Source organism: Clostridium sp. AM46-21 (assembly GCF_003480025.1).
Lineage (GTDB): Bacteria > Bacillota > Clostridia > Lachnospirales > Lachnospiraceae > Coprococcus > Coprococcus ammoniilyticus.
In genome coordinates this window covers 48911-74578 of the sequence record NZ_QUIB01000017.1, presented here as the reverse complement: position 1 = coordinate 74578, position 25668 = coordinate 48911, and the positions used below count along the sequence as shown (strand labels likewise).

General features: G+C 43.0%; 11 protein-coding genes and 4 pseudogenes. 4 read left to right on the top strand and 11 right to left on the bottom strand.

All coding sequences use genetic code 11. The features are described from left to right. Nucleotides 1–215: pseudogene (locus DW959_RS11785) on the top strand (hypothetical protein); the annotation flags it as partial. 221 nt (nucleotides 216–436) lie between these two features. On the opposite strand, the gene DW959_RS14910 reads toward DW959_RS11785, so the two are convergent. The 6 genes and pseudogenes from DW959_RS14910 to DW959_RS11760 form a co-directional block, all read right to left on the bottom strand. Beyond that, nucleotides 437–571, bottom strand: coding sequence for a hypothetical protein (locus DW959_RS14910; protein WP_264293249.1), 135 nt, complete (start codon nucleotides 569–571; stop codon nucleotides 437–439). 120 nt (nucleotides 572–691) lie between these two features. Next, nucleotides 692–3120, bottom strand: a pseudogene (gene pheT / locus DW959_RS11780) (phenylalanine--tRNA ligase subunit beta). A gap of 24 nt (nucleotides 3121–3144) precedes the next feature. Further along, nucleotides 3145–4162: pseudogene (pheS, locus tag DW959_RS11775) on the bottom strand (phenylalanine--tRNA ligase subunit alpha). Nucleotides 4163–4592: 430 nt separating this feature from the next. Beyond that, nucleotides 4593–5144, bottom strand: a complete 552-nt coding sequence (locus DW959_RS14685) for a type II secretion system protein (protein ID WP_226801118.1) — start codon at nucleotides 5142–5144, stop codon at nucleotides 4593–4595. 98 nt (nucleotides 5145–5242) lie between these two features. After that, complete coding sequence (locus DW959_RS11765; RefSeq protein ID WP_117808749.1) at nucleotides 5243–6160, bottom strand: YihY/virulence factor BrkB family protein; 918 nt, start codon at nucleotides 6158–6160, stop codon at nucleotides 5243–5245. Continuing rightward, nucleotides 6150–7706 carry a SpoIID/LytB domain-containing protein gene (locus DW959_RS11760; RefSeq protein ID WP_117823316.1) on the bottom strand — a complete coding sequence of 519 codons (1557 nt, stop codon included), beginning with the start codon at nucleotides 7704–7706 and terminating at the stop codon, nucleotides 6150–6152. Before DW959_RS11760 ends, DW959_RS11765 begins: the two co-directional genes overlap by 11 nt. A gap of 460 nt (nucleotides 7707–8166) precedes the next feature. Here DW959_RS11760 and DW959_RS11755 point away from each other — a divergent pair, with 460 nt between their 5' ends. Genes DW959_RS11755 through DW959_RS11745 form a run of 3 tightly spaced genes read left to right on the top strand, consistent with a single transcriptional unit; the run spans nucleotide 8167 to nucleotide 11041 of the window. Continuing rightward, nucleotides 8167–8772 (top strand): hypothetical protein, encoded by a 606-nt coding sequence (locus DW959_RS11755; protein WP_117823314.1) that lies wholly within the window; start codon nucleotides 8167–8169, stop codon nucleotides 8770–8772. Between the two features lie 39 nt (nucleotides 8773–8811). Next, on the top strand, nucleotides 8812–9759 hold the full coding sequence (locus DW959_RS11750) for a phosphatidylglycerol lysyltransferase domain-containing protein (protein ID WP_118616239.1): 948 nt from the start codon (nucleotides 8812–8814) through the stop codon (nucleotides 9757–9759). A 46-nt stretch (nucleotides 9760–9805) separates the two neighbouring features. After that, nucleotides 9806–11041: a 6-phosphofructokinase gene (locus DW959_RS11745; protein WP_021944724.1), complete on the top strand. Its 1236-nt coding sequence runs from the start codon at nucleotides 9806–9808 to the stop codon at nucleotides 11039–11041. Nucleotides 11042–11527: 486 nt separating this feature from the next. On the opposite strand, the gene DW959_RS11740 is transcribed toward DW959_RS11745, so the two are convergent. From DW959_RS11740 to DW959_RS11720, 5 genes and pseudogenes are all read right to left on the bottom strand, one after another. After that, the gene (locus tag DW959_RS11740) at nucleotides 11528–15730 is read right to left on the bottom strand and encodes an Ig-like domain-containing protein (RefSeq protein WP_118616237.1); all 4203 of its coding nucleotides are present in this window, start codon (nucleotides 15728–15730) and stop codon (nucleotides 11528–11530) included. A 230-nt stretch (nucleotides 15731–15960) separates the two neighbouring features. Beyond that, a complete protein-coding gene (locus DW959_RS11735; protein ID WP_118616235.1) occupies nucleotides 15961–17529 on the bottom strand; it encodes a glutamate synthase subunit beta in 1569 nt (522 codons plus the stop codon). 2 nt (nucleotides 17530–17531) lie between these two features. Continuing rightward, nucleotides 17532–22078: pseudogene (gene gltB / locus DW959_RS11730) on the bottom strand (glutamate synthase large subunit). Nucleotides 22079–22398: 320 nt separating this feature from the next. Then, entirely contained in the window at nucleotides 22399–23694 is a 1296-nt protein-coding gene (locus DW959_RS11725) for a glycoside hydrolase family 3 protein (protein WP_182430084.1), read from the bottom strand. A 107-nt stretch (nucleotides 23695–23801) separates the two neighbouring features. Beyond that, nucleotides 23802–25628, bottom strand: coding sequence for an LCP family protein (locus tag DW959_RS11720; protein ID WP_118616231.1), 1827 nt, complete (start codon nucleotides 25626–25628; stop codon nucleotides 23802–23804). Between the last annotated feature and the right edge of the window lie 40 nt (nucleotides 25629–25668).

The following is a 25668-nucleotide window of genomic DNA, read 5'->3' as shown; positions in this document are numbered from 1 at the left end:
CGTGGATGGAAGCCATCTGCATGGATATGTCAGAATATCTGTATCACCCGGAGGAGGTTGTTACCATGTTTTCTGAAGCATTACGAAAATTGGATGAAAATACCGTCAATTACATGATCGATGAATTGAAAAAAGAACGGGATGAAGCGATTACTGCTTTATCTGAGAAAGATGCAGCTCTGTCTGAAAAGGATGCAGAGATTGCGGCGTTATAGACTCAGCTGGCATCGTTAAATAAATAGCAGCTCTTACTCTCATAGAATATAACAAAAACCCCTGTCCATTTCCGAATCTATGATGGAATAGATTTTGAAATGGACAGGGGTTTTCCCTTTGCATGCTCTTCCATCCAGTAATACATGATTCACGATTACCAGCTTGTCTGAACGCTCCGTCTGCTTTACCACCATCCATAATGTATAACAGCCATCTGCTGTTATATATTCCTGCTCCGTTGTATCTTCCGTCTCTGCACAGATCCCATACCACTGACAAAGCCTGCTCCGGACTGCCCTGCTGCCACGACCAAAGCCATAGCTACCGCCATCATTCGTAACCTTCTTTTTCCCATCTTCTCTCCTTCTTCTCCCTGTAACAAAAAATATCTGACTGTCTGATATAACAAACCGGAGAATACTTGTATAACAAATATTCTCCGATTCATAATACCAGAATTATTCCAACCTGTAAATTAGGCTCTGAGTTCGATGCCCAGCTTTCCTAATTCTTTTACAAGCTTCTCAATGATCTTATCGACTTCTCCGGCCTCTAAGGTTCTGTCTTTTGCACGGAAAGTCATCGTGTAAGCAACAGACTTCTTACCGGCTGCGATCTGCTCGCCTTCATATACATCAAAGAGCTTATAGCTTTCAAGCAGCTTGCCGCCACACTTCTTGATCAGTTCTTCTACCTGACCAACAAAGATGCTCCTGTCCATAACCATACTTAAGTCTCTGGTACTTCCAGGGAACTTTGCGATACCTTCATACTTGATATCGAAGGACGACAGTGCTACGACATTTGGCATATCAAGAACTGCTACATATATCTCACCCTTTAAATTATAGTTATCACAGGTTTCCGGATGAAGCTGACCGAGATAACCAACAACGGTATCGTCCTTTACGATATTTGCCTGACGACCCGGATGCAAGAACGGATGCTCTGTTGTAGGAACATAGGTACAGATATTCTTCATACCAAGGTTATCGAATAACTCCTCGATCACACCCTTTAAGTTGAAGAAATCACCCTCGCCGTACATACCGATCGTGAGCTTCATACGTTCTTCCGGAAGCTCTGTCAGTGGAAGCTGCTTTGGAAGATATACATTTCCGAACTCGTACAGACGTGCAACCTTATTCTTACGATTGAAGTTCGTTGCAAGAGAAGTCAGCATACCATTTAAGGATACCGTTCTCATGATACTGAAATCCTCACCCAGCGGATTTGCGATCGTAATCGCCTTTCTGTAAATGGAATCGGCAGGAAGCAGTAATTTGTCAAATACCTTCGGGCTTTCAAATGAATAGCACATACCACCGGAGAATCCGTTTCCTTCCAAAATGTTTCTTGCAATGTCATAGATTCTATGGCTGTATGGCTTCTTCCTACGGTAGCTTCACCCTTTGGAAGTGACATCGGAATCTTATCATATCCATAGAAACGGGCAACTTCTTCTGCCAGATCTGCCATGCAGTTTAAATCCTGACGGAAGGTTGGAACAGTAAGTGTCTTTGCTGCTTCATCATATGTTAATTCCAGCTTACCAAATATATCAAGCATGGTCTTTTCATCAATATCGGTACCAAGAAGCTTGTTGATCTTTTCAGGCTCAAACGGAAGCACCTTAGGCTGTACAGGATCCGGATATACATCAACCATACCGCCAACAACTTCACCTGCACCCATTTCTTCGATCAGCTGGCATGCACGGTTAATTGCTTCTTCTGCAAGATTTGGATCAAGTCCCTTTGTAAACTTGAATGCAGCATCTGTTGCAAGTCCGAGTCTTCTGGATGACAGACGGATATTGGTTCCATCGAAACAGGCTGCTTCAAATAATAAGGTCTGGATATCATCCGTTACCATGGAGTTCTCACCACCCATGATACCTGCGATACCAACTTCTTTTTCTCCGTCACAGATCATCAGAACATCCTTATCCAGCTTTCTTTCCTGACCATCAAGCGTCACAAATGTATCGCCATCCTTTGCGCGTCTGACAACGATCTTATTTCCTGCAATTGTGGACAGATCATACGCATGCATTGGTTGTCCATATTCTTCCATTACATAGTTTGTGATATCAACCAGATTGTTGATCGAACGGATTCCCTGTGAAGCAAGTCTCTCTCTCATCCATTTTGGTGATGGGCCGATCTTTAAGTTCTTTACAACTCTTGCGCAGTAACGCTTACACAGATCTGTGTCCTGAACTTCTACAGATACATAGTTATTTACATCTTCATCATTTCCTGTTTTCTTGATCACCGGTGGGTAGAATGGCTTGTCAAATGTAACAGCAGCCTCTCTTGCCATACCGATCATGGAAAAGCAGTCTACACGGTTTGATGTAATCTCATATTCTACAACAACATCATCCAGTCCCAGTGCCTTTACCGCATCATCACCCGGCTTTACATCTGCTTCCGCAGGGAATACATAGACACCGTTTTCCGGTGCTTCCGGATACAGTTCTCTGGATGATCCAAGCTCCTCAATCGCACACATCATACCATAAGATGGCACGCCACGAAGTTTTCCTTTCTTGATCTTGATTCCATCAGCAGGAAGCTCTCCGCCATCGTGTCCGCCTGCTACTTTACCTCCGTCAAGTACGGTAGGAACCAGATCTCCTTCTTTTACATTTGGTGCTCCGGTTACGATCTGAAGCAGCTCATCTGCTCCGATATCGACCTGACATACAACCAGTTTGTCAGCATCCGGGTGCTTTTCTATCTTAACGATCTTACCAACTACGATCTTTTCAAGATTCTTGTCTTTCTTCTCAAAACCTTCTACATGTGAACCGGAAAGTGTCATTGCATCGACAAATTCCTGTGCCTCTACGTCAAGATCAGGCACATATACTTTTATCCATGAAAGTGGTGTATTCATTTTTCTATCTCCTTTTCCTGTTTTTTAGAACTGCTGTAAGAAACGTACATCGTTTTCGTAAAGAAGACGCATATCGTCGATTTCGTATTTTAACAGTGCTACACGCTCCAGACCGATACCAAATGCAAATCCTGAATATTCCTCCGGATCAATGCCACAGTCATGAAGTACCTTCGGATGAACCATACCACAGCCAAGAATCTCGATCCAGCCGCTACCCTTACATACACGACAGCCCTTGCCGCCACATTTGAAACAGGTTACATCCATCTCTGCTGATGGCTCTGTGAATGGAAAATGATGTGGACGGAACTTAACCTTTGTGTTCTCACCAAAGAATTCCTTTGCCCACTGCTGTAAAGTTCCCTTTAAGTCAGCCATCGTAATGTTCTTATCAATAACCAGACCTTCTACCTGATGGAAGGATGGTGAATGTGTTGCATCTACTTCATCAGCTCTAAATACTCGTCCCGGTGAAAGAATACGGATCGGAAGGTTGCCCTTCTCCATGATTCTTGCCTGTACCGGAGATGTCTGTGTACGGAGCAGGATATCCTTTGTAATATAGAAGGTATCCTGTTCATCCTTTGCAGGATGATTTGCAGGGATATTTAATAATTCGAAATTATATTTATCATATTCAACTTCAGGGCCTTCTACGATCTCGTAGCCCATACCGATGAAGACACGTTCCAGATCTTCAAGAGCGATCTGATTCGGATGTCTGTGTCCATCGATTTTCTTGATTCCCGGAAGTAACGTCGATCGTTTCGCGCTTCATCTTCTCTGCACGAAGTGACTGATTGATCTTCTTTGACTTTTCCTCTAAGGCTGTCTCAATTGCCTGTCGTGCCTCATTTACCATCTGTCCAACCTTTGGTCGGTCTTCAGGTGCTACATCTTTCATACCCTTTAATACCTGGGTCAGTTCACCTTTTTTTCCGAGTACAGATACCTTTACATCATTTAAGGATGTCAGCACATCTGCTTCATTGATCTTGGCAAGTGCTGCTGCTTTGATTGCCTCTAATCTGTCTTTCATCTTTCATTCTCCTTATTTATATTTTCTCAATATTTGTGAATAAACATGCGGAATACTCCTGCTTGGGATACACCCTCCTGCCTCCCGGCTCGATGATGTACACAAAAAAAGCCCCAGTCCACAAAGGGACGGAGCAACCGCGATACCACCCTGATTCTGACATCCGGTCTTCCCGGCGCTGTCAGCACTCATTCTATGTTATAACGGTCATAACCCGTTATCTCCTACTCTTCCGTTTAAAGAATTCTCAGAGATAAAACTCGGATGTGAAATTAAATGAAATATGGTGCTCAATCAGGCTTCCAGCCGATGACCCGATCTCTCTGTCAGACATATCCCATCTTTTGCATCTTCAACGTCTTCTCTTCCATCCACATCATAGGCAAGATGGTTAAAACTATACTTAAATATAGCACATTTTTAATATGTGTCAATAACTTTCTGCGATCACCCATTCAGATTTTTCTGTTGAATAGACAAGTTTTGCCTTCAGATTCCCATGCCGGTCAGATAACAGGATCTCAGAACTCACACCTGTTGCCGGATCTGAGGCAACGACTTTTCCATTTTCTGACAATGCGATCTGAAGTGGAATTCCACCATTCATATACAGGGTGATACTGCCCATTCCCATTGCTTGAAACATTTCAGAAAAATACTTTGATTTATCTGAAGAATTCGCCATGTCTGCGTAACCGGAAGCAGTTGCACAGATCAACGTTCCTGATCCTGAACCACCATTCGTTGAACCTTTATATGTCACAGCACGGATCGCATAGCCATCTTCCTCTGCATCAACCACCATATTAACAACGGATTTCTCAATCTCTGATGCCGTATCAAGATATACCTGCAGTCTGGATTTTTTTACATATTTGATAAGTGCCGGTGCGAGTGCACCTGCAAGAATTGCCATGATCGCGATCACAATGATCAGCTCTACAAGTGAAAAACCTGAATTCTTCCATGTTCTTCTTTTCATATTAAACTTTCCTCCATTTATTGAACGATTTCCCCTCGTCTCATATACGCTTAGTATATTTCTCTCCTGTCGTTTTTTCAACTATTTTTTATAAAACTTTAATCTTTTTTAGTTCTTTTTTTATGAAGGTCTGTGTGGATTTTCCGGAATACAGACCGGATCTCATCACGGAAGAACAGATTCAGCTCTGCTCCCAAAAGCAGGATATACATACAGATATACAGCCAAAGCATTGCGATGACCATGCCTCCAAGATTGCCGTACATATAAGTATTGATTCCAAAATAAGTAAGATAGGATGAAAATGCCGCTGATAACAATACCCAGCAGACAGTTGTGAATACCGCCCCCGGTATTGCTGTCTTCAAACGCAGATGATTATCCGGCAGACGACAATAGATTAGTAAAATAACTGCAAATACCAGTACCGGCGCAGTTAACAGTCTGGAATAAAAGAAAATCTTCTCGGAATAATCCACCCAGTTTGTCTTTGCAAGAATATCTTCCATGATTGTATTGCCAAGAACGTATACACCGACCAGTGCGATCAGCATCACGCAGAATATCAGCGTATATAATGCATTTGTCAGTCTTCGTAATATATAATTCTTGGTATCCTTCGTCCGATCCATAAAATTGAGTCCTCGTTCGATCGCCATCGTTCCTTTTGCCGCCGACCAGACTGCTACGACTGCTGACACGATCATCGTCGTTCCAACCTGCGTACTGTAGATTTCATCGACCATAAAGCTGAGTGTCTCTGCCATCTTTCCCGGTATCATCTCCGCTACCAGCTCTATAAACTCCGCCTGTGTTACCGGAAGAAAACGAATACCGATCAGGAGCATCATTGCAAATGGAAAAAAAGAAAGCAACAGAAAGAAAGCCGCCTGTGCCGCAAACGCAGACAACTGATTATCCTTGTTGATCCTCATTGCTCCCTGAACCATCCGTACAACTGTAAGATTCTGGATCCATTCGATTTTCTCTTTCACCCGGTTTACTTTATTCTTCATTTGTTTTATTTCCCGTTTTTCTCAATTTCTCAAGTTCTGTTCCATTATAATAATGAGACAGGATCTCCTCATATCCATATCCTGCTTCTGCCAGATCATTTGCCCCGTTCTGGCTCATGCCGACTCCGTGACCAAAGCCGCCACCATGCAATTGATAATTTCCCTCTTTATCCTGCGTAATATAAAAATACGCACTTGGCAGCAGATCAAAACCTGATGTTTCACTTCCATCCTGTTTCCGGATCACAACATCCGGCGAACAGAGAAGTTCACGTATCTCCATCTGTCCTTCAATCGTAACAGAACTCTGTTTCCCGTATAATACCATATTCCGGGCAATTCCGCTATTTCCTCTTTTCGTGATCCGGACTTTCTCAATCTCTCCGGTCTGATCTGTGATATCTGCACCCGCAAGTGTCTGTATCTGATCTGCCGTCAGCGTAACCTGCCAGCGGTAAAATGGTTCTTCTTTCTCAATACTGTTCACATAGACCGTCTGATCGATAAATGCACGGAATACCTCTTCCGTTGACAATCTGCCATCCCCTATCTGAAAATATCCATGATCGAGCATAACAGTTGCATCTCCTAACCGTTTCCGATCCGCCTCTGTATAAATCTCCAACTGATCATTCAGATAATCTAACTTCTCTCCACCCCAGACGTCATCATTCCGGCATGTCGTTCCACAGGAGGTTGAAAAGAAATATGCATTTACCACATCCCCGTCATTGGTCAGGATCTGTCCCTCGGTTTCCTGTACTGCATGAATCGTTTCCTCTGTTTCAAATACATTGTTATATACCTGACTGGCAGTTGTGTCATCCAGATCCGCCCCATATTCTTCAAATGCACCATCCTGGATCCTTCTAACTGCATAGCTTCTTGCACATACCGCCTGTGCCTTCAGCGCCTCTTTCTCATATGAGGAAGGCATCTCACTGGAAACAACCGCATACAGGTATTCCTCAAACGCCAGTTCGTTTACAATACAGTATTTATTTTCCTGTTTTTTTATCTGCAGCTTTCCCCGATAGGACGGTGCTCCTTCTGATTTATGAAGACTCTCTACTGTCAGTTTTCCCTGTTTTTCCGGAATGATCGTTAAGGAAACCGGATCTGCGTCCCCGGTAAGCTCTGCCAGATCAATCTCCGTTCCTTTCTTATAGCTTGTTTCTGTTTGCCCGCAGATAACACGAAGGTCCGAATCACTGCTCACCCGGACTTCTGACTGCCAGTAGCTTCCGTCATCGGACAACAGAACACGGATCGTATCTGGCATGTTCTGCTCCGACAAAACAGGAAGCTCCGCTGTATGATCGGTCTGCATGGTTTCCCGTGCCTGTTTATCTGCCTGACTGTCCGACTCTTTTACAACACCGGCACCTGCTGAATCCCGAAGATTTGATAATATGGAAATATCGGTCTGCTTATATTCATCCGGTATTTCTTCTTTTTCTTTTATAGCATATTTTCCTGCATAAATGATCAAAACGACCAACAGGATCATCACACAAAAGGTTAAAAATTTTAAAAAATTTTTCATAAAATTCCAGTTCCTGTGACATAATTTATTTATACATGTGCTCTGCTGCACATATATATCGAAAGAAAAAGCAGCATCATAGATGCTGCTCTCTTTATCATTTGTTGAAAACTGAAATGCGTTCCTGCATTTTGAGTCCTAGCCAATGCTAGGTGGGCAACCGCAACTGAATCTCTGCCTTCCACGTTTGAAGAGGCCTGACATCGCAAACAGCAATATAGGAATCCCTTTTATTCAAATGTAGGTTCAAAATCGCAAGAAGCTTAGTACATCTCAGCTTTAACGTAATTATACTATAGGCATACTACTCATGCAAGACCTAAAATTTGGTTATTGCCTTCATTTTTTCAAATAGAAGAATTGAAAAGGAATGGCACTCTGTAGTATAATGTGTTGTAGGTATGAATTTTTTTATTGCATTTTATGCAGATCCAATCAATAATATGGCAGGTAATGAACTATGATCAAATCGATTCTGACAGTTGTTTTTGGCATATTACTTCTTCTTGCATTTATCGCTCTGATCGTCTGGTCTGTCCAGGTATCAAAGGAAAAAATCGCAAACAAACGAAGCCGCCGGACAACTGCTGTGAAAAAGAAATATGAAGAGGCACTGGAAGGTGACACAGAGGCCGATATGGGTTACTGGTATAACAAAGAGGATATGGAAGATGGCGATGCGATCACCCGTCTACGCTGCGAACATCATTTCAACAAACTGGAAGAATGTATCAATGATCTGGTTGTGGAAATGTATGACTGCGGTCTGGTGCGAACCGAAGAGCTCTATATGATCGCATACGGAATTGAAGCCCTGACACCGGACTCTCCTGTATTCCATATAACAGGCGTATCCTCGGATGATGACGATGCTCCAGTCACCTCGCTTCCTCCGGTATCGACAGATGCACAGCGCAAGATCTATGAACGCTGGACCAGCTATGTAAATGCATTGCTGCAGCTTGTTGAGATCAGGACTTCAGAGGACAATAAAAAAGCGATCATTGACGGCCTTATGACCTACGGTCGTAAGAATCTGTTAACCCTGCTCTATAGTCCTGAATAAAAATATAGTAGAAGAATTAAGAATTAGAAAGACATATACATGGAACTTATAAAACCAACTTTATCGCAACTTGACATTTTAACTCCGTATCTGAGAGGTACCAGTATCAGAGACTGTGGTTTCTGTCCTGGAAATGCCATCTTATGGGCAGAGGAATACCATGTATCCTATACAATCCTCTCTGATATGCTTGTATTTATATCAGAAGAAGGCGGAAAACCTTCTTCTTTTACGTTTCCGCTCGGCAAAGGCAAAGATTTTGTGAAAGATCTTCAGAATCCTGTCTATCTTCAGAATGCAAAAGCCGTATTTGAAGAAATCTGTGCCTGGTTTCAGTCAAAGGGTGTAACCCCCAGTGTCCACTGTGCGACACTGGAAATGTATGAAATCATCTCCGGCTGGTACGGCAAAAACTTCTCTTATACTCTGGATCCAGGTGATTTTGACTATATCTACACGGTAGAAAAGCTGACCGGTCTGCGTGGAAAGAAGCTGCATGGCAAACGGAATCATATCAACAGCTTTCTGCGTAATTACCCGGATTATGAATACTACACGATCACAGATGAGCACATCGATGCCTGTCTTGCAGTCGCCAGATACTGGGTGGAAAAACACGATGTCCTGCAGCCGGATCTTGCAGAAGAACATGCTTATGAATATAATATCATCCGGAAAGCTCTTGCAAACAGGAAAAAACTTCAGATGACCGGAGGAATCATCTACGTCAATCACATCCCGTCTGCATTTACCTTAGGGGAACCGCTGACCGCAGATACCTTTGACGTACATTTTGAGAAAGCAGATGACAGTATTGACGGCATCTATCCTATGATCAATCAGTCATTTGTCACGCATGAGCTTCAGGCTTATACCTATGTAAACCGCGAAGAGGATCTCGGACTTCCCGGACTTCGTAAGTCTAAGATGTCCTACGTTCCGGATATCCTCTATAAAAAAGGAATCATTCAGTTAGCTGAAATCTAACAGCACTACTGAGTAATTGATAGAACAAAAGAATGGAGAGACAAAAATGAAAAAAGAAAATTGTATCGTAGCTCAATCCGGCGGTCCTACCGCTGCAATCAACGCTTCTTTAGCCGGTGTGATCGATGGAGTTCGAAAATCCGGTAGTTTTACAAGAATCTATGGTTCTTTGCATGGTATTACCGGCGTTCTGGAAAATAATATGATGGATATGTCACTGATGGCACTCTCCCATTTTCCTATGTTAAATACATTGGAGCTTACACCAGCCATGTATCTTGGCTCCTGTCGTTACAAGCTCCCGGATTATACCGAGGATCCCGCTCCATATAAGCAGATATTTGAACGTTTTGAAGAATACGGAATCAGTGCATTCTTCTATATCGGTGGAAATGACTCCATGGATACAGTTTTAAAGCTCAGCAACTATGCCAAATCCATCCAGTCAGATGTTAAGATCATCGGAGTACCAAAGACGATCGACAACGATCTGTTTGCAACCGACCATACACCGGGCTTTGGCTCTGCTGCCAAATATGTGGCTTCCACCGTATTAGAGATTGCACATGATGCTTATATCTATAAGATTCCGGCAGTTATCATCATCGAAATTATGGGTCGGGATGCCGGCTGGCTGACTGCATCTTCCGCTCTGGCCAGAACAACCTACAGTCAGGCTCCGGATCTGATCTATCTTCCGGAGGTTGCATTTTCAAAAGAACAGTTCTTAGCCGATGTTAAAGATAAACTTACAAAACAGAAAACGGTTATTGTTGCTGTTTCGGAGGGTATTCACGATGCTGACGGCAACTACATCAGCTCAGATTCTGCTGTTGCAGACAAATTCGGTCATGCACAGTTAAGCGGTGCCGGCAAGGCTCTGGAATATCTGGTTCGTGATGAAATCGGTGTTAAAGTACGTTCCATCGAGCTGAATGTATTACAGCGTTGTGCCGGTCATATTGCATCCAGAACCGATATTACAGAATCTTTTTCTCTTGGCCAGGCAGCAGTCAAATATGCTGCTGAAGGCAAGACCGGTATCATGGCTGCGATCGAACGAATCTCAAACGATCCGTATCAGTGGGTGATCAAATCCGCCGATGTTGCTGATATTGCAAACGAAGCAAAATCCGTTCCGGTTGAATGGATCAATGAAGCAGGAAATGATGTCACAGACGAAATGATCGACTATCTTCGTCCTCTGATCATCGGTGAGGTTTCATTACAGTATAAAGATGGACTTCCTGTATATCTTCCGGTCGATCACTTATTACATTAATTGCTTGTACATCAAAAAATACAATCAAAAATCCATGCGTCCGGTGAATTCATCAAGATAAACAATGCGCATGGATTTTTTTGTATAAAACGCACAACGTATGAAAATATGTCAAAAAAAACTTACTTTTAATTTGCAAATCGTTGTTTTTATGGTCATAATTTGTTCATAATTTATCGTTATTATATAGACAGTTCTTAATTCATAATTTTTTTCTTTGTTGTTGAAGATATTAGATAAGCCCTTTTCTTTTGAGAAGGGCTTATTTAATTTATACGGACTGCGCATATTTTCTATAGCTCTGTCCTTTCTTTCACGAATATTTATTTCGCCTCAAGGATCTCATGCACAATATGCCCAATAGATTCAAAAGCCTAAGATAACAAAAGCAGGATATCCTCACTCCTTATCGGAGGTATTGGATATCCTGCTTTTTACTGTTCCCATGCTCCGGAAATACCGGTCATGTTCACCAAATCCTTATATTTATTTTACTGTTACAATACATTTTGCAGTTTTCTTGCTGCCATCCTTTGCCTTCACAGTAATTGTTACTTTGCCCTTCTTCTTAGCTGTTACAAGACCGGATGCAGATACAGTTGCAACCTTCTTATTTGAAGATGTCCACTTTACTGTCTTATTACCTGCTGACTTTGGTCCTACAGTAGCTTTTAACAAATATGTTCCCTTCTTCTTGATCGTAACCTTTTTCTTATTCAGTTTGATCGTCTTAACCGGATTTGCAACGGTTACAGAACAGGTTGCGTAAACATTGCTTCCATCCTTCGCAGTACATGTAATCGTTACACGACCTGCTTTCTTAGCAGTTACAACACCCTTTGAGCTTACTGTTGCAATCTTTTTGTCTGAAGACTTCCAGGTTACAGCCTTGCTGGTTGCATTCTTTGGTCCAACCTTTGCTTTTAAGGTATATTTCTTACCCTTTAAGATTGTTCTCTGTGTCTGATTCAGTTTGATGGTCTGTACCGGATTTACAACCGTAACACTACAGGTTGCGAATACGCCGCTTCCATCCTTTGCTTTACATGTAATAACTGCCTTTCCTGCTGCCATTGCAGTAACCTGACCATAAGATGTTACCTGTGCAACCTTTGAATTTGAGGAGCTCCACTCTACAGTAGCCATATTCGCATTTTCCGGTAATACCGTCTGTGTTAAGGACTGTTTATTGCCCACAAATAATTTCATTGTCGTTGCATCTAACTTGATTGATGTAACTCTCTGCTTAACCGTTACACGGCAGGTTGTCTTAGCACCCATTCCGTCTGCAGCACTACATGTGATTACGGCTGTACCTCTTCCAACCGCTGTGATCATACCCTTCTGATCTACTTTTGCGATTTTCTCATCGGAAGATGACCATACAACCTTCTTATTACCTGCATTTGCCGGTAATACAGATGCTGCGATCGAAGCTTTTTCGCCTGCATTGATCTCAACTGCTGTCTTATCCAGTGTGATATTTGTGATCTGCTGTACAACTGTGACTTTAATTTCTTTTTCAATATTACTTCCATCCTGTGTTGTACATCTTATCGTTGTTGTTCCCGGTGCAACACCACGGATTCTTCCGATCGTATATGAGATTCCATCTACTGTCATTGTTCCACCCGAAACGGTTGCAATGGATGTATCATCCGATGACCAGGACAGTGTCTTTTTGGTTGCTGTATCCGGTGTTACCTTTGTTTTTACAACCGTATCTTTATCAATATATGCGACTACATTTGTCTGATCAACGGTAATATCTTTTGCAAGTTCATTAATTGTAAGATTAAACTGTGACTGTTTACCGCTTCCATCAAGAGCCTTGCAGTAAATGATTACTTTACCCTGCTTTAATGCGGTGATCGTTCCATCAGCAGCAATTGCTGCAATGTTCTCATCCGAAGATGACCACTCTACATCCGGATTACTTGCATCTGCAGGCATAACATTTGCTGTTACTTTCATCTTCTCTCCGGAATTCATAACAGTTCCTTCTCTTACAATCTGAATTCCGGTTACTCTCTGTATAACTGTAATCTTGCACTCGGTTGATATACCATCTGCAATCGTACAGGTAATAATGGCTTCTCCCGGTGCTACTGCACTTACAATACCCGTGGTTGTTCCTACGGTTGCTACCTCCGGATTACTGCTGCTGTATTTCGGTTTAAATAAAGATGTATCTTCTGCCTGGATCTCTGCAATAAGTGTTACTCTTCTTTCCTCTGCAGTTGCTCCCTTGATCAGGGTATATTCTGTGTGATTTAAGGTTACACCATTTGCACTTGTATATACTGTGATCTCTGCTCTTGCATATATTCCCTGATTTGCCTTCAGCTTACAGAATATAGTAGCAGTTCCTTCAGAAATTGCTGTTACCTTACCATTCTGGTCAACCTGCGCTACGGTTTCATCACTGGATGACCATACAAGTTCTTTGTTTGTTGCGGTATCCGGTGTTACTGTTGCTGTGAATGTCTTAGATACACCTGTGAACATCGTTGTCTTCTGTTCTGACAGTGTTACACCTTCGCCCATCTGGGAAACATTTACCTTTAACACTGTATCTACACCTGAATCCTTTGAAATACAATGTAAGTATACTGTACCTGCCCCCTTTGCTGTCAACACGCCTGCATTGGTACAGGTTGCAACTTTATAATTTGATGCGCTGTCTTTATCTGCTGTTGTTGTAACCTTATAAGTAACGCCTGAATACTCTTTGTCTGCTACGCCTTCATCTGTATAGCAGGTTGCTGTAAGTGTTTTTGTTTTCAGGTCATCGCCAACCCAGCTTCCTGCTACCAGGTCGATCGTATCACCATCATTATATTCAACATTCTGTTTGTCTTTTAATACAACCTTTGTTACCGGCTTATGACAGTTGATCGTCATATAAGCTCTTGCTTTGTTATTGATATTTACATAAAGGGTTGCTGTTCCTGCACCAACACAGGTAAGCGTACCATCATTATCTACCTTGAATACCTTTTGATCACTGGAGCTCCAGGAAATGATATCCTTGGAATATTCGTTTTCCTTCTTATCCTTTGCAACTAATGTTGTGGTATCACCCACACGAAGGCTTAACTCTGCATTTCCACTGTTCACAATACTGCCATTTGAGGTATACCATACAATTAAGGATAATGGATTATCCACAATTAATTTAAACTTTGCTGTCTGTTTTCCAAGTCCGATATAGTAGCTGTATTCAACATTCTGTGTCTCTTCATTGGTAACGTCTGTATATAAGGTGTATCCCTGAAGTGTTGCATTCTTGATCAGATTATTACCATTCTGATCCGTCGTACGGATACATGCATATCCGATCGTATCATCCTTACGGTCTACACCGGAATACTCTGACTGATATCCATCGGCTACCAAATCCGCCATATTAAAGATGTAGTTTGGCTCTGAAAGAGAAATATGTCTGCTGTTATTTGTACAGGAGAACTCACCCTCCAACAGTCCAGGACAGGAAGATACATCGATTGCAACCAAAGCATTATTATCCAGCTTCAATGTAGTTAAACCTGTATTATTCTTAACGTCAATTCTCTGTAACCGGTTATTCGAAAGATCCAGCTCTGTCAGTGCTGTGTTTTTGCTCACATTGATCTCCATGAGCTGGTTGGAATTCAGATCCAGCTTCTCCAGTAACGGATTCTTTGTAACATCGATCGTGCTTAACTGCATAGCTCCAAGATTCAGATATTTCAGGACCGCATTCTTGCTGACATCCACAGACTGGATACTGTTATTGGACAGGTTCAATGTTTCCAGACTGGATTCTTTGGACACATCGATCGACTTGATCTTATTTCCTGCTACACTCAGTGTCAGTAGTGACGTTGCTCCATCCATATTTAATACATCTATGGAGTTATCATCTGCGATCAGTGTCTTAAGGCCGGTATCACCTGTAACATCCAGTTCTTTGATCGCACCCTGACCACCCGACAACATATGGGAACAATCAACATAGGCTAATTTTGTATGATCCGCACTGTTGCTTGATATATCTAACGTCTGCAGCTTTGTCATGCTCTGACAGTGCAGGAATTCCAGATTCGTGTTCTTGCTCAGATCCAGTACCGACAAAGCGTTGTAACCAACATTCAACCGCACAAGTGCCGGCAGCTTTGACAGATCGATTGAAGTCAACTGGTTTCCATATACATTTAATTCTTTCAGAGCTGCATAAGTCGTCTGGAATGTGATATCTGTGATCTGATTATAGGAAAGATTAACAGAAGCAAGCTGTTCTGCTTTCTTTGGTAATGTAAATGTCGTCAACTGGTCGCTCGATGCATTAATAGATTTCAGATTCTCCAGATCCGCTACATCCAGACTTCCAATTGCCTGACCGGAACAGTCCAGATATTCCAGTGACGTAAATACATCCACGCCTGCAAGACTTGATATCTTCTTTGAATATGTACTGATACTTACATTCAGTGATGTTACCGCATCAATTTCTTTTTCTGACAACGTGCCATCTTTATTTGTATCAAAATTCGATGATACATATGACCGAAAGTTCGCGTCGGTAAATGTCGAATTGATATCTACATCTCCCGTTGCAGCGACAGCTACCGGACCAATTCCGGCAAACGACTGGAATACCAGCGCAAACCCTAGTGCCGCTGAGATAAATTTCTTACCTTTTCTCATAGTTTACTCTCCTTCTTTTTACTCATCTGCCTGATTTTGTTCTGTTAAAACATCGTTCCGGGCAGAATTCACCTAGATAACATCTATTTTAAACGCCCCCGGTTTTTCTGTCAATAAGTATAAAAGAAAACCCAAAAAATTAGAAAATTTGCACATATTTAACAGAAAAAACTGCCATGCAGACATCCTTACTCCGGACATCTGCATAACAGTTTCTTCTATAAATATATTTAGCTGTTCAGGTTTGTATATCCAACCAACATCGAATCTACTGCAACAGCAGCTTCTCTACCTTCATGGATCGCCCATACGACCAGCGACTGGCCTCTGTGCATATCACCTGCAACAAATACCTTTGGCACATTTGTTGCATAGGACTTCGGACATGCAGTCTTCACATTCGTACGTTCATTTAATTCTACGCCAAAGCTGTCTGCTACATACTTCTGGCTGCCAAGAAATCCGGCTGCGATCAGAACGACTTCACAGTCGATCACATACCCACTGTCCGGTACCTCTGTCATATTCATACGGCCGCTCTTTGGATCCTTCTGCCAGTCAAGTTTTACGCACTTGGCCCCCTTCACATTACCATCCTTATCCTTTAAGAACTCCTTAACGGTCGTCTCATAGATACGAGGATCGTGTCCGTATACTGCAATTGCTTCCTGCTGACCATAATCGGTCTTGCAGACTCTCGGCCACTCCGGCCATGGGTTATTCTCTGCTCTCTGATCCGGAAGCTTCGGCATCATCTCAAGCTGGGTAACACTCTTTGCTCCTTCTCTGACGGCAGTTCCCACACAGTCATTACCGGTATCACCGCCGCCGATAACCAGAACATTTTTACCCTTGCAGTTCACGAACTGCTTATCTGCAAACTTTGAATTTACAAGACTCTTTGTCGTTGTCTTTAAGAAATCAACTGCAAAATAGATTCCCTTCGCATCTCTGCCTGCTGCCTTGATATCTCTTGGGTTGGATGCGCCGCAGGCAAGTACAACTGCATCATATTCCTTTAACAGATCTTCTGCCTTTACATACTTCTGATTTGGATTCTTCAGATATCCTGTGATCTGGTCATCCTTTGGATACGGTGACTTTGCTGTGGACTTTCCGGTTGCCACTTCTGTATTTAATATAAAACGGATGCCTCGCTTTTCCATATATGCGATCTTACGGTCGATGACTTCTTTTTCCAGTTTCATATTTGGAATACCATACATCAGAAGTCCGCCCGGTCTGTCACTTCTCTCATATACAGTGACGTCATGTCCACGGCTGTTTAACATATCCGCTACAGCAAGTCCGGATGGACCGGAACCGATCACGGCAACTTTTTTGTCAGTTTTTCCTTTTGGAGGCTGATCATTTACCAGACCATTTGCATAGGCATATTCAATGATCGCACGTTCATTTTCTCTTACGGATACCGGATCACCGTTAATATTACAGGTACACGCCTTCTCACAGAGAGCCGGACATACACGGCTGGTAAATTCAGGAAAATTATTGGTCTTGCTCAGTCTGGCATAAGCATGTTCCCAGTTGTCATTATAGATCATATCGTTCCATTCAGGGATCAGATTATTTAACGGACAACCGGATGCCATACTGCCGATCATCATACCTGCCTGACAGAATGGAACACCACAGTCCATACATCTGGCAGCCTGGATCTTCTGTTCTTCAAGACTTAATGGTATATGGAATTCATTGAAATTCTTAATTCTTTCTTCCGGAGCGATCTCTATACTGGTTTCTCTTTCATATTCTAAAAATCCCGTTGGCTTTCCCATATCTATTTACCTCCATTTTTAATCTTGTAGAATGCTTCGATCGTTGCCTGTTCACTGGTCAAACCCTTTTCTTCCATCGCAACAATGGTGTTCATCATCTTCTCATAATCCTTTGGATGATCTTCTTGAATTTTGGAAGATACTCATTAAACTTATCCAGGATTCGTTTTCCAATCTCTGAATTTGTATAATTTACATGATCCATGATCATCTGCTTCAGTTCACCGATCTCATATTTGTCGGATACTGCTTCCACATGGATCATTTCCTTATTCAGACGCTTATACAGGTCATTCTCCATATCAAGAACATATGCGATACCACCACTCATGCCGGCTGCAAAGTTCTTTCCGGTGCGTCCAAGGACTACCACCTTACCACCTGTCATATATTCACAACCATGATCGCCGACACCTTCAACAACTGCGGTTGCTCCGGAGTTACGAACTGCAAATCGCTCACCGGCAACGCCGTTGATATATGCCTTGCCACTGGTTGCTCCGTAAAGTGCTACATTACCGATAATAATATTGTCTTCATGGACAAATTTTGCGGAACGTGGCGGATATACGATCAGCTTACCACCGGAAAGTCCTTTTCCGAAGTAGTCATTGCTGTCTCCGACAAGCTCTAAGGTAAGTCCCTTTGGTACAAATGCACCAAAGCTCTGTCCACCTGCACCATTACATTTTACAAGGTAAGAATCATCCTCCAAGGTATCTCCATAGCGCTTTGTGATCTCTGATCCGAAGATCGTACCAACGGAACGATCGGTATTCACAACATCGATCTCGATACTCTTCTTCTGTCCCTTTTCAAGAGCAGGTCCAAGTTTCTTTAACAGAACACGCATATCGATCGTCTTTTCAAGCTGGAAGTCATATGGATGCTTCTCGTTATATTTGATCTTATTCTGAGGTGCGTCAATATATGGATTATTGATGATCAGTGACAGATCAACATTTCTGTCCTCTGCTCCCTTTCCTGCATATAACAAATCGGAACGTCCTACCAGTTCATCCACCGTTCTGACACCAAGCTTCGACATATATTCACGAAGCTCCTCTGCAATAAATTTCATAAAGTTGATGACATATTCCGGTTTGCCTTTGAATCTCTTACGAAGCTCCGGATTCTGTGTAGCGATACCAACCGGACAGGTATCCAGATTACATACCCGCATCATTACACAGCCCATGGTTACCAGCGGAGCTGTTGCAAATCCGAATTCCTCTGCACCAAGCATGGCTGCGATTGCAACATCACGTCCGGTCATCAGCTTACCATCGGTTTCAAGGATAACCTTGTTACGAAGATCATTCTTGATCAATGTCTGGTGTGTCTCTGCCAGACCAAGCTCCCAAGGAAGTCCTGCATAATGAATGGAGTTATTTGGTGCTGCACCGGTACCACCATCGTAACCGGAGATGAGGATAACCTGTGCTCCTGCCTTTGCAACACCGGCTGCAACTGTACCAACACCGGCTTCTGATACCAGTTTTACAGAGATTCTTGCATCACGGTTTGCATTCTTGCAATCGTAGATCAACTGTGCCAGATCCTCGATCGAATAAATATCATGATGTGGTGGTGGTGAGATCAGGCTGACACCCGGAGTAGATAACCGAGTCTTTGCGATCCATGGATATACCTTTCCACCAGGAAGATGTCCACCTTCACCCGGCTTTGCGCCCTGTGCCATCTTGATCTGGATCTCTTTTGCGCTGACCAGATATCTGGATGTAACACCGAATCGTCCAGATGCTACCTGCTTGATCGCGGAGCAACGGTTCTTACCGTCTTTTCCTATTGTTAATCGGTCGATCGACTCTCCACCTTCACCGGAATTGGATTTACCACCGATCGTATTCATTGCGATCGCCATACATTCATGTGCTTCCTGTGAAATGGAACCATAACTCATTGCTCCGGTCTTGAAACGTTTTACAATGGATTCTACCGGTTCTACCTCTTCCAGCGGAATTGGATTCTCAGCATATTTGAATTCCATCAGTCCTCTCAAATGGAATGGTTTTGTCTCATCTTCCAGACATGCGGTATATTGCTTGAACAGGCTGTAATCTCCTCTTCTGGTCGCCTGCTGCAGCAGGTAGATCGTCTGTGGATTATACAGATGCTCTTCCTTACCGCTTCTGAACTTATGTGCACCGATGCTTGTCAGTGCAAGATTAGTATCCAGGCCAAGCGGATCAAATGCAGATGAATGAAGGGCATCCACGGTCTTCTCGATCTCCTTGATACCGGAACCGCCTACGCAGCTTACTGTATTTGTGAAATATTTATCAACGACCTCTTTGGAAAGTCCGATACATTCAAAGATCTGGGATCCCATGTAAGACTGGATCGTTGATACGCCCATCTTGGATGCGATCTTTACGATGCCATGCATGATCGCTGCATTGTAATCATCAACAGCCGCATTGAAATCCTTATTTAACAGATGACTGTCTACCATCTGTTTGATCGTCTCAATTGCCAGATATGGGTTGACAGCACAGGCACCGTAACCAAGCAGGGTTGCAAAATGATGCACATTTCTAGGATCGGCACTCTCCAGAATGATTGCAACCGAAGTTCTCTTCTTGGTCCTTACCAGATGCTTCTGCATAGCCGAAACTGCTAATAAGGAAGGAATCGCAACATGTGTTTCATCGACACCACGGTCTGACAGGATCAGGATATTTACACCATCACGGTACAGCTTGTCTGCTTCTACGAACAACCGGTCTAACGCTTTTTCCAGTGATGTATTCTTATAGTAAAGGATTGGAAGAACGCCGACCTTCAATCCTTCTACCTTCATGTTCTTGATCTTTAAAATATCAGTATTTGTAAGGATTGGATTATGGATCTTTAATACATGACAGTTTTCCGGCTTCTCTTCCAGAATGTTGCCATCCTTTCCAAGATATACGGAAGTTGATGTAACGATCTCCTCACGGATCGCATCAATCGGAGGATTCGTTACCTGAGCAAATAACTGTTTGAAATAGTTAAACAATGGCTTGTCACTGTTTGAAAGTACAGCAAGCGGAGTATCCGTTCCCATTGCACTGATCGCTTCTGCACCTTTTTCAGCCATTGGATAGATCGTATTCTTAAAGTCCTCAAATGTATAACCAAATGCTTTCTGAAGCTTTGCCCGTTCTTCATCGGTATATTCCTCTACACGGATGTTCGGGATCTTCAGGTCATTTAACTTGACCAGATTACTGTCGAGCCATTCACCATATGGTTTTGCTTTTGCATATTTTTCTTTGATCTCATCATCAGAGATCAGACGGCCGTTTACCGTATCAACTAAAAGCATACGTCCCGGTCTTAAACGATCCTTCTTTACGATCTTTGACGGATCGACCTCTAATACACCAACCTCTGAGGAAAGGATCAGGTAATCATCATCTGTTATATAATATCTGGAAGGTCTGAGTCCGTTACGGTCGAGCACTGCACCCATGATATCTCCGTCTGTGAACAGGATCGATGCAGGTCCGTCCCAAGGTTCCATCATAGTTGCATAATACTGATAGAAGTCCTTTTTCTCCTGACTCATAAATCGGTCATTCTCCCAAGGCTCCGGAATCGTGATCATAACGGCAAGTGGAAGCGGAATGCCATTTAATACCAGGAACTCCAGACAGTTATCCAGTCTGGCGGAATCGGAACCATTTGGATCAAGTACAGGCATAACCTTGTACATCTCATCCTGCATGATCGTGGATTCCATTGTCTCTTCTCTGGCGATCATCTTATCTTCATTTCCACGGATCGTATTGATCTCACCATTGTGGCAAAGATAACGGTATGGATGTGCACGAAGCCAGCTAGGCGTTGTATTCGTTGAGAATCTTGAATGTACAAGTCCGATTGCTGATTCATAATCCGGATCCTGAAGGTCGTTATAGAACTTACGAAGCTCTCCAACTAAGAACATACCTTTATATACGATCGTCTTGCTGGAAAGTGATGGCACATAGGTATCATCGTTACTTTCTTCAAATATTCTTCTAACAAAATACAGTTTCCGGTCAAAATCAAGTCCTGCTTTTACGGTTGCCGGTCTCTTGATAAACGCCTGCATGATACATGGCATAACATCAATAGCTTTCTTACCGAGGATACCCGGAGTCGTCGGAACCATTCTCCAGCATAAGAACTCCAGTCCTTCTTTCTCGACAATAACCTCGAACATCTTCATTGCCTGTTTTCTTGACAGTTCATCCTGTGGAAAGAAAAACATACCAACACCATAATCCCGTTCCTTCCCCAGATCATATCCGAGTTCTGCAACGGCTTTTCTGAAAAACTTGTGTGAGATCTGAAGAAGGATACCTACACCGTCACCGGTTTTTCCTTCTGCATCTTTTCCTGCTCTGTGTTCCAGATTTTCAACAATCTTTAACGCATTATTTACGGTCTCATGTGTCTTAATGCCCTTGATATTCACAACAGCACCGATACCGCAGTTATCATGTTCATATTCTTCACGGTATAACCCTGGATTTTCTACATTTCTGTTATCTTCCATGCTCGTTTTCCTTTCCAACTTATTGCCAGTGCCTGTTGAGATCCTACTGCCCGATCATCTGATAGTATTTCTCAAATACAGCTCTGTGTTTTTATGATTTGTAATCATACTATCTTTTTTCCCGTTTGTAAACAACTTTTTTCGTCAAATTGTCAGATAGTTTGTAAACTTAATTTTGTAAAGCATTTTGTATTTACAATTTATCGTATTTATATATTAAAAAATGCAACTCAAGTGGTTTTATCCCCATGAATTGCATTTTTACTCATAATTTTTTCTGATATTTTCATCATTTTATATCATGTTTTTGAATTGTGTTACTATTGTTTCTCAATTTTATGATCTATCTGGATTCCATTTACCTGTTTTGCCATCAGTATCCGTTCCACGCTTTCATCGATCCGCTTCTCTGTCAGTTCTCCCTTGTCTAACGCAGTCAGAATCCCTTCAACCGTTTCCCCAAGTTCTTCCGGTTCAAGGATCAGATCCACCCCTGCCCGGATTGCCAGCACTGCTGCTTCTCCCGGTTCATAATGATCCGTGATCGCTTCCATCTGAAAGGAGTCTGTGATGATTAGTCCATGAAAGGCCAGCTCGTTTCGCAGGCAGTCTGTAACCAGTGTTTCCGAGAGATCCGCCGGCTGATCTGATATGTCAGGCACTACCAGATGCCCGATCATAACACAATCGGCCCCTGCCCGGATTCCTGCCCGAAACGGAACAAACTCCTGCGTTTCCAGTTCTTGCAGCGTTCCCCTTACATATGCCGTTCCATAATGGGAATCCTCAACGGTATCCCCGTGTCCCGGAAAATGCTTCAAGGTGCACATCACGCCACCGGCATGAAAGCCCTCCACTGCATACGGAATCAGCTCCGCCGCCTGTTCATAATCATCACTGTATGCCCGTTTTCCGATCACGGTATTCTTAGGATTCGACCACACATCAGCCACCGGTGCGAAATCCAGATTAAACCCATAATATGCCAGATTGCTACCAAGCTCCCTCGCATTTTCAAATGCCGTATCCGTACCATCATCCTTATATTCATACATCGGATCGATCGTCCCGCCTTCCCGGTTTCCGAGGTTCGACAGTACCCGGCTGACATTTCCGCCTTCTTCATCAACCGCAAGGAATAATGCGATCTCCGATTGCTTCTGCAAATTTTTAAGCAGTTTCTTTAATTGCTTTTTGTTTTCGATATTTCTGGACTTCAGCATGATCCCGCCTACCGGATAGTCTGCAAGTGCCTGCTTCATTTCCGCATCCACTTTTGTGACATCATGTGTTGTGACCAGATTCTCCGGATCGGCAATGATCATCTGGCACACCTTCTCCCGCAGTGTCATCGTAGATATGTACTGTTTTACCATAGCTGCCTGTTCCAGCTTACCTTCTGTTTCCAACTCCCACTCTGACAGGATATAGCTTTCTCTTCCACGAAACGGAACGATCTCTGTTTCTTCATCCGGAAGCTCTGCCGCACATACATGGGTGATTGCATCCTGCTCTACCCTATTCAGTTGTTGATTACCATTTCCGGCATTCCCGGCTCCAAATCCTGCTGTCAGAACAACGGTCAGGATACCGGATATCCACCATCGTTTTCTCATATGCATGACACCTGCCTTTCTTTGTTCTTGTGAAAAAGAACCTGAAAACCGCATCGGATACAGTTCTCAGGTTCTCTGTCTGAATCTATTTACCCGGCATCTGCCGACTATTCATTTTCTATCATACCCTCCGGAGGTGTTGTGATCGTCTTCACATCCGATGAATCATCTTCTTCTGTACCGTTTCCAGCTTCTGAAGCAGACTCCGTCGACTCAGTCGTAACTTCACTGACCGCCTGCTCGATATCAATGCTGCCTGCTGATGCCACACCGGTTTCATCAGCAATCGTTTTACTGATCGCAGCCGCCGTTGTCGATACCGAATATCCGCTGTCTCCATACAGCCATGCATGAAGTGCTGTTACATTTGCCGCCATATCTGCAGGCACGATCACACTGCCCTTATCCTCAAGGGATGCGAAGCTGTAGGCAAATGGAAAGCCCGTATTGCCTGTGATCTTGTAAGAAGCAACATTCTTCGCAAGCTTCTCCGCCTCTGTCTTTGTAAGGCTGGTAGAGATACAGCTAAAGGATACATCCAGCAGATTGCGGATCGTATCGGTTCCTGCATTTCCCAGCTTGCTGATCAGACCTAACAGAACGATTCTCTGTCGTTCGGTTCTGGTAATATCACCCTTTGCATTGCTCCGGATCCTGGTATAGGCTACTGCCTGCTGACCATTCAGGAGCTGTTTCCCCGCAGAATGAACACCATTGGAGTATTCTCCTGATATTGCGATCTGTTCTGCCAGATTCTTATTCAGGCTGTTGACTTCTTCCTCTTCAATCGTTATCTCCACACCACCAAGTGCATTGATGATGCTTGACATCGCATTAAAATCTACCGTTATATAATCTGTGATCTTCAGATCCAGATTCGTGTTCAGTGTGTTAATGGACATTAATGCTCCGCCCAACTGATATGCGTAATTTACCTTCTGTGTAACCGGTGTCTCACCCTGGATCTCAAACAATGTATCTCTGTACACGGATACCAGCTTTACTTCCTTTGTGTCATTATTGATACTGACAAGAAGGATCGTATCACTGTTGGTTCCTGTATTCAGATTGGCGTCTCTGGAATCCACACCATACAATACGATCGTTGTATATCCTTTCGTCGCATCTTCCACGCCATCATTCACTGTCAGGTCTGATTCCGCAATCGGACGGATATCCATCTGGTTATATTTGTATGATTTGTTTGCTCCAATATAACTTATCGTCAGCACGATAAAGACAATCAAAAGGACAACTCCAACGATCAGCCAACGATTAACAACAGATACAGTTCCAGATTGTTTCCGTTCCCTGTCCTTATCCTCTTTCTCTTCCTGTTCCTTTTTCAGATTCTGAAATGCCCGGCCGGCGCCAAACAATATATTCTGAAGATTCTCCTTGGCTGCTGATGTGCGTCCGCCATCTTCTTCCATAAAATCATCCGAAGAGTCATCATCATAATCAGGTTCTTCCGGTTCCGGCTCTTCTGTCAGTTCCAAAGTCTCTTCTTGGTCAAGTCCTGCATTCTTTCTTGCCAGCCGTTTCCGTTCCCGTTCTGCCGCAGCTTCAATATCATTTTTCTTTTCAGCTTTCTTTTCGATTTTCTTCTCTTCTTTTTTATTTTCTTCCTTTTTCTCCGGTTTCTTTGATACGCCGACTTCCTGTAATACAGATTCCAGCTTGTCCGCATACTCTTTATACGATTCCGACACCGGTTCCGGCGCTCTCTGTGTATCTTCCTTCTCCGATGCCTCCGACTGCTCCTGTATCTCATTCATACCCGCAGGAGCCTCCATTTCCTCTGTATCTGCACTTCCATTGATGATCGCATCGATCCGGTCATCATCGTCAGTCGTCATTTCCTTATTCCGTTGTAACAGTCTGTCCCGATATTCGGATAGACGTTGATCGAATTGTGTAGTCTTCTTATCCATATAAATAAAGACATCCTCTCTGCAACTTATTTTACGACAT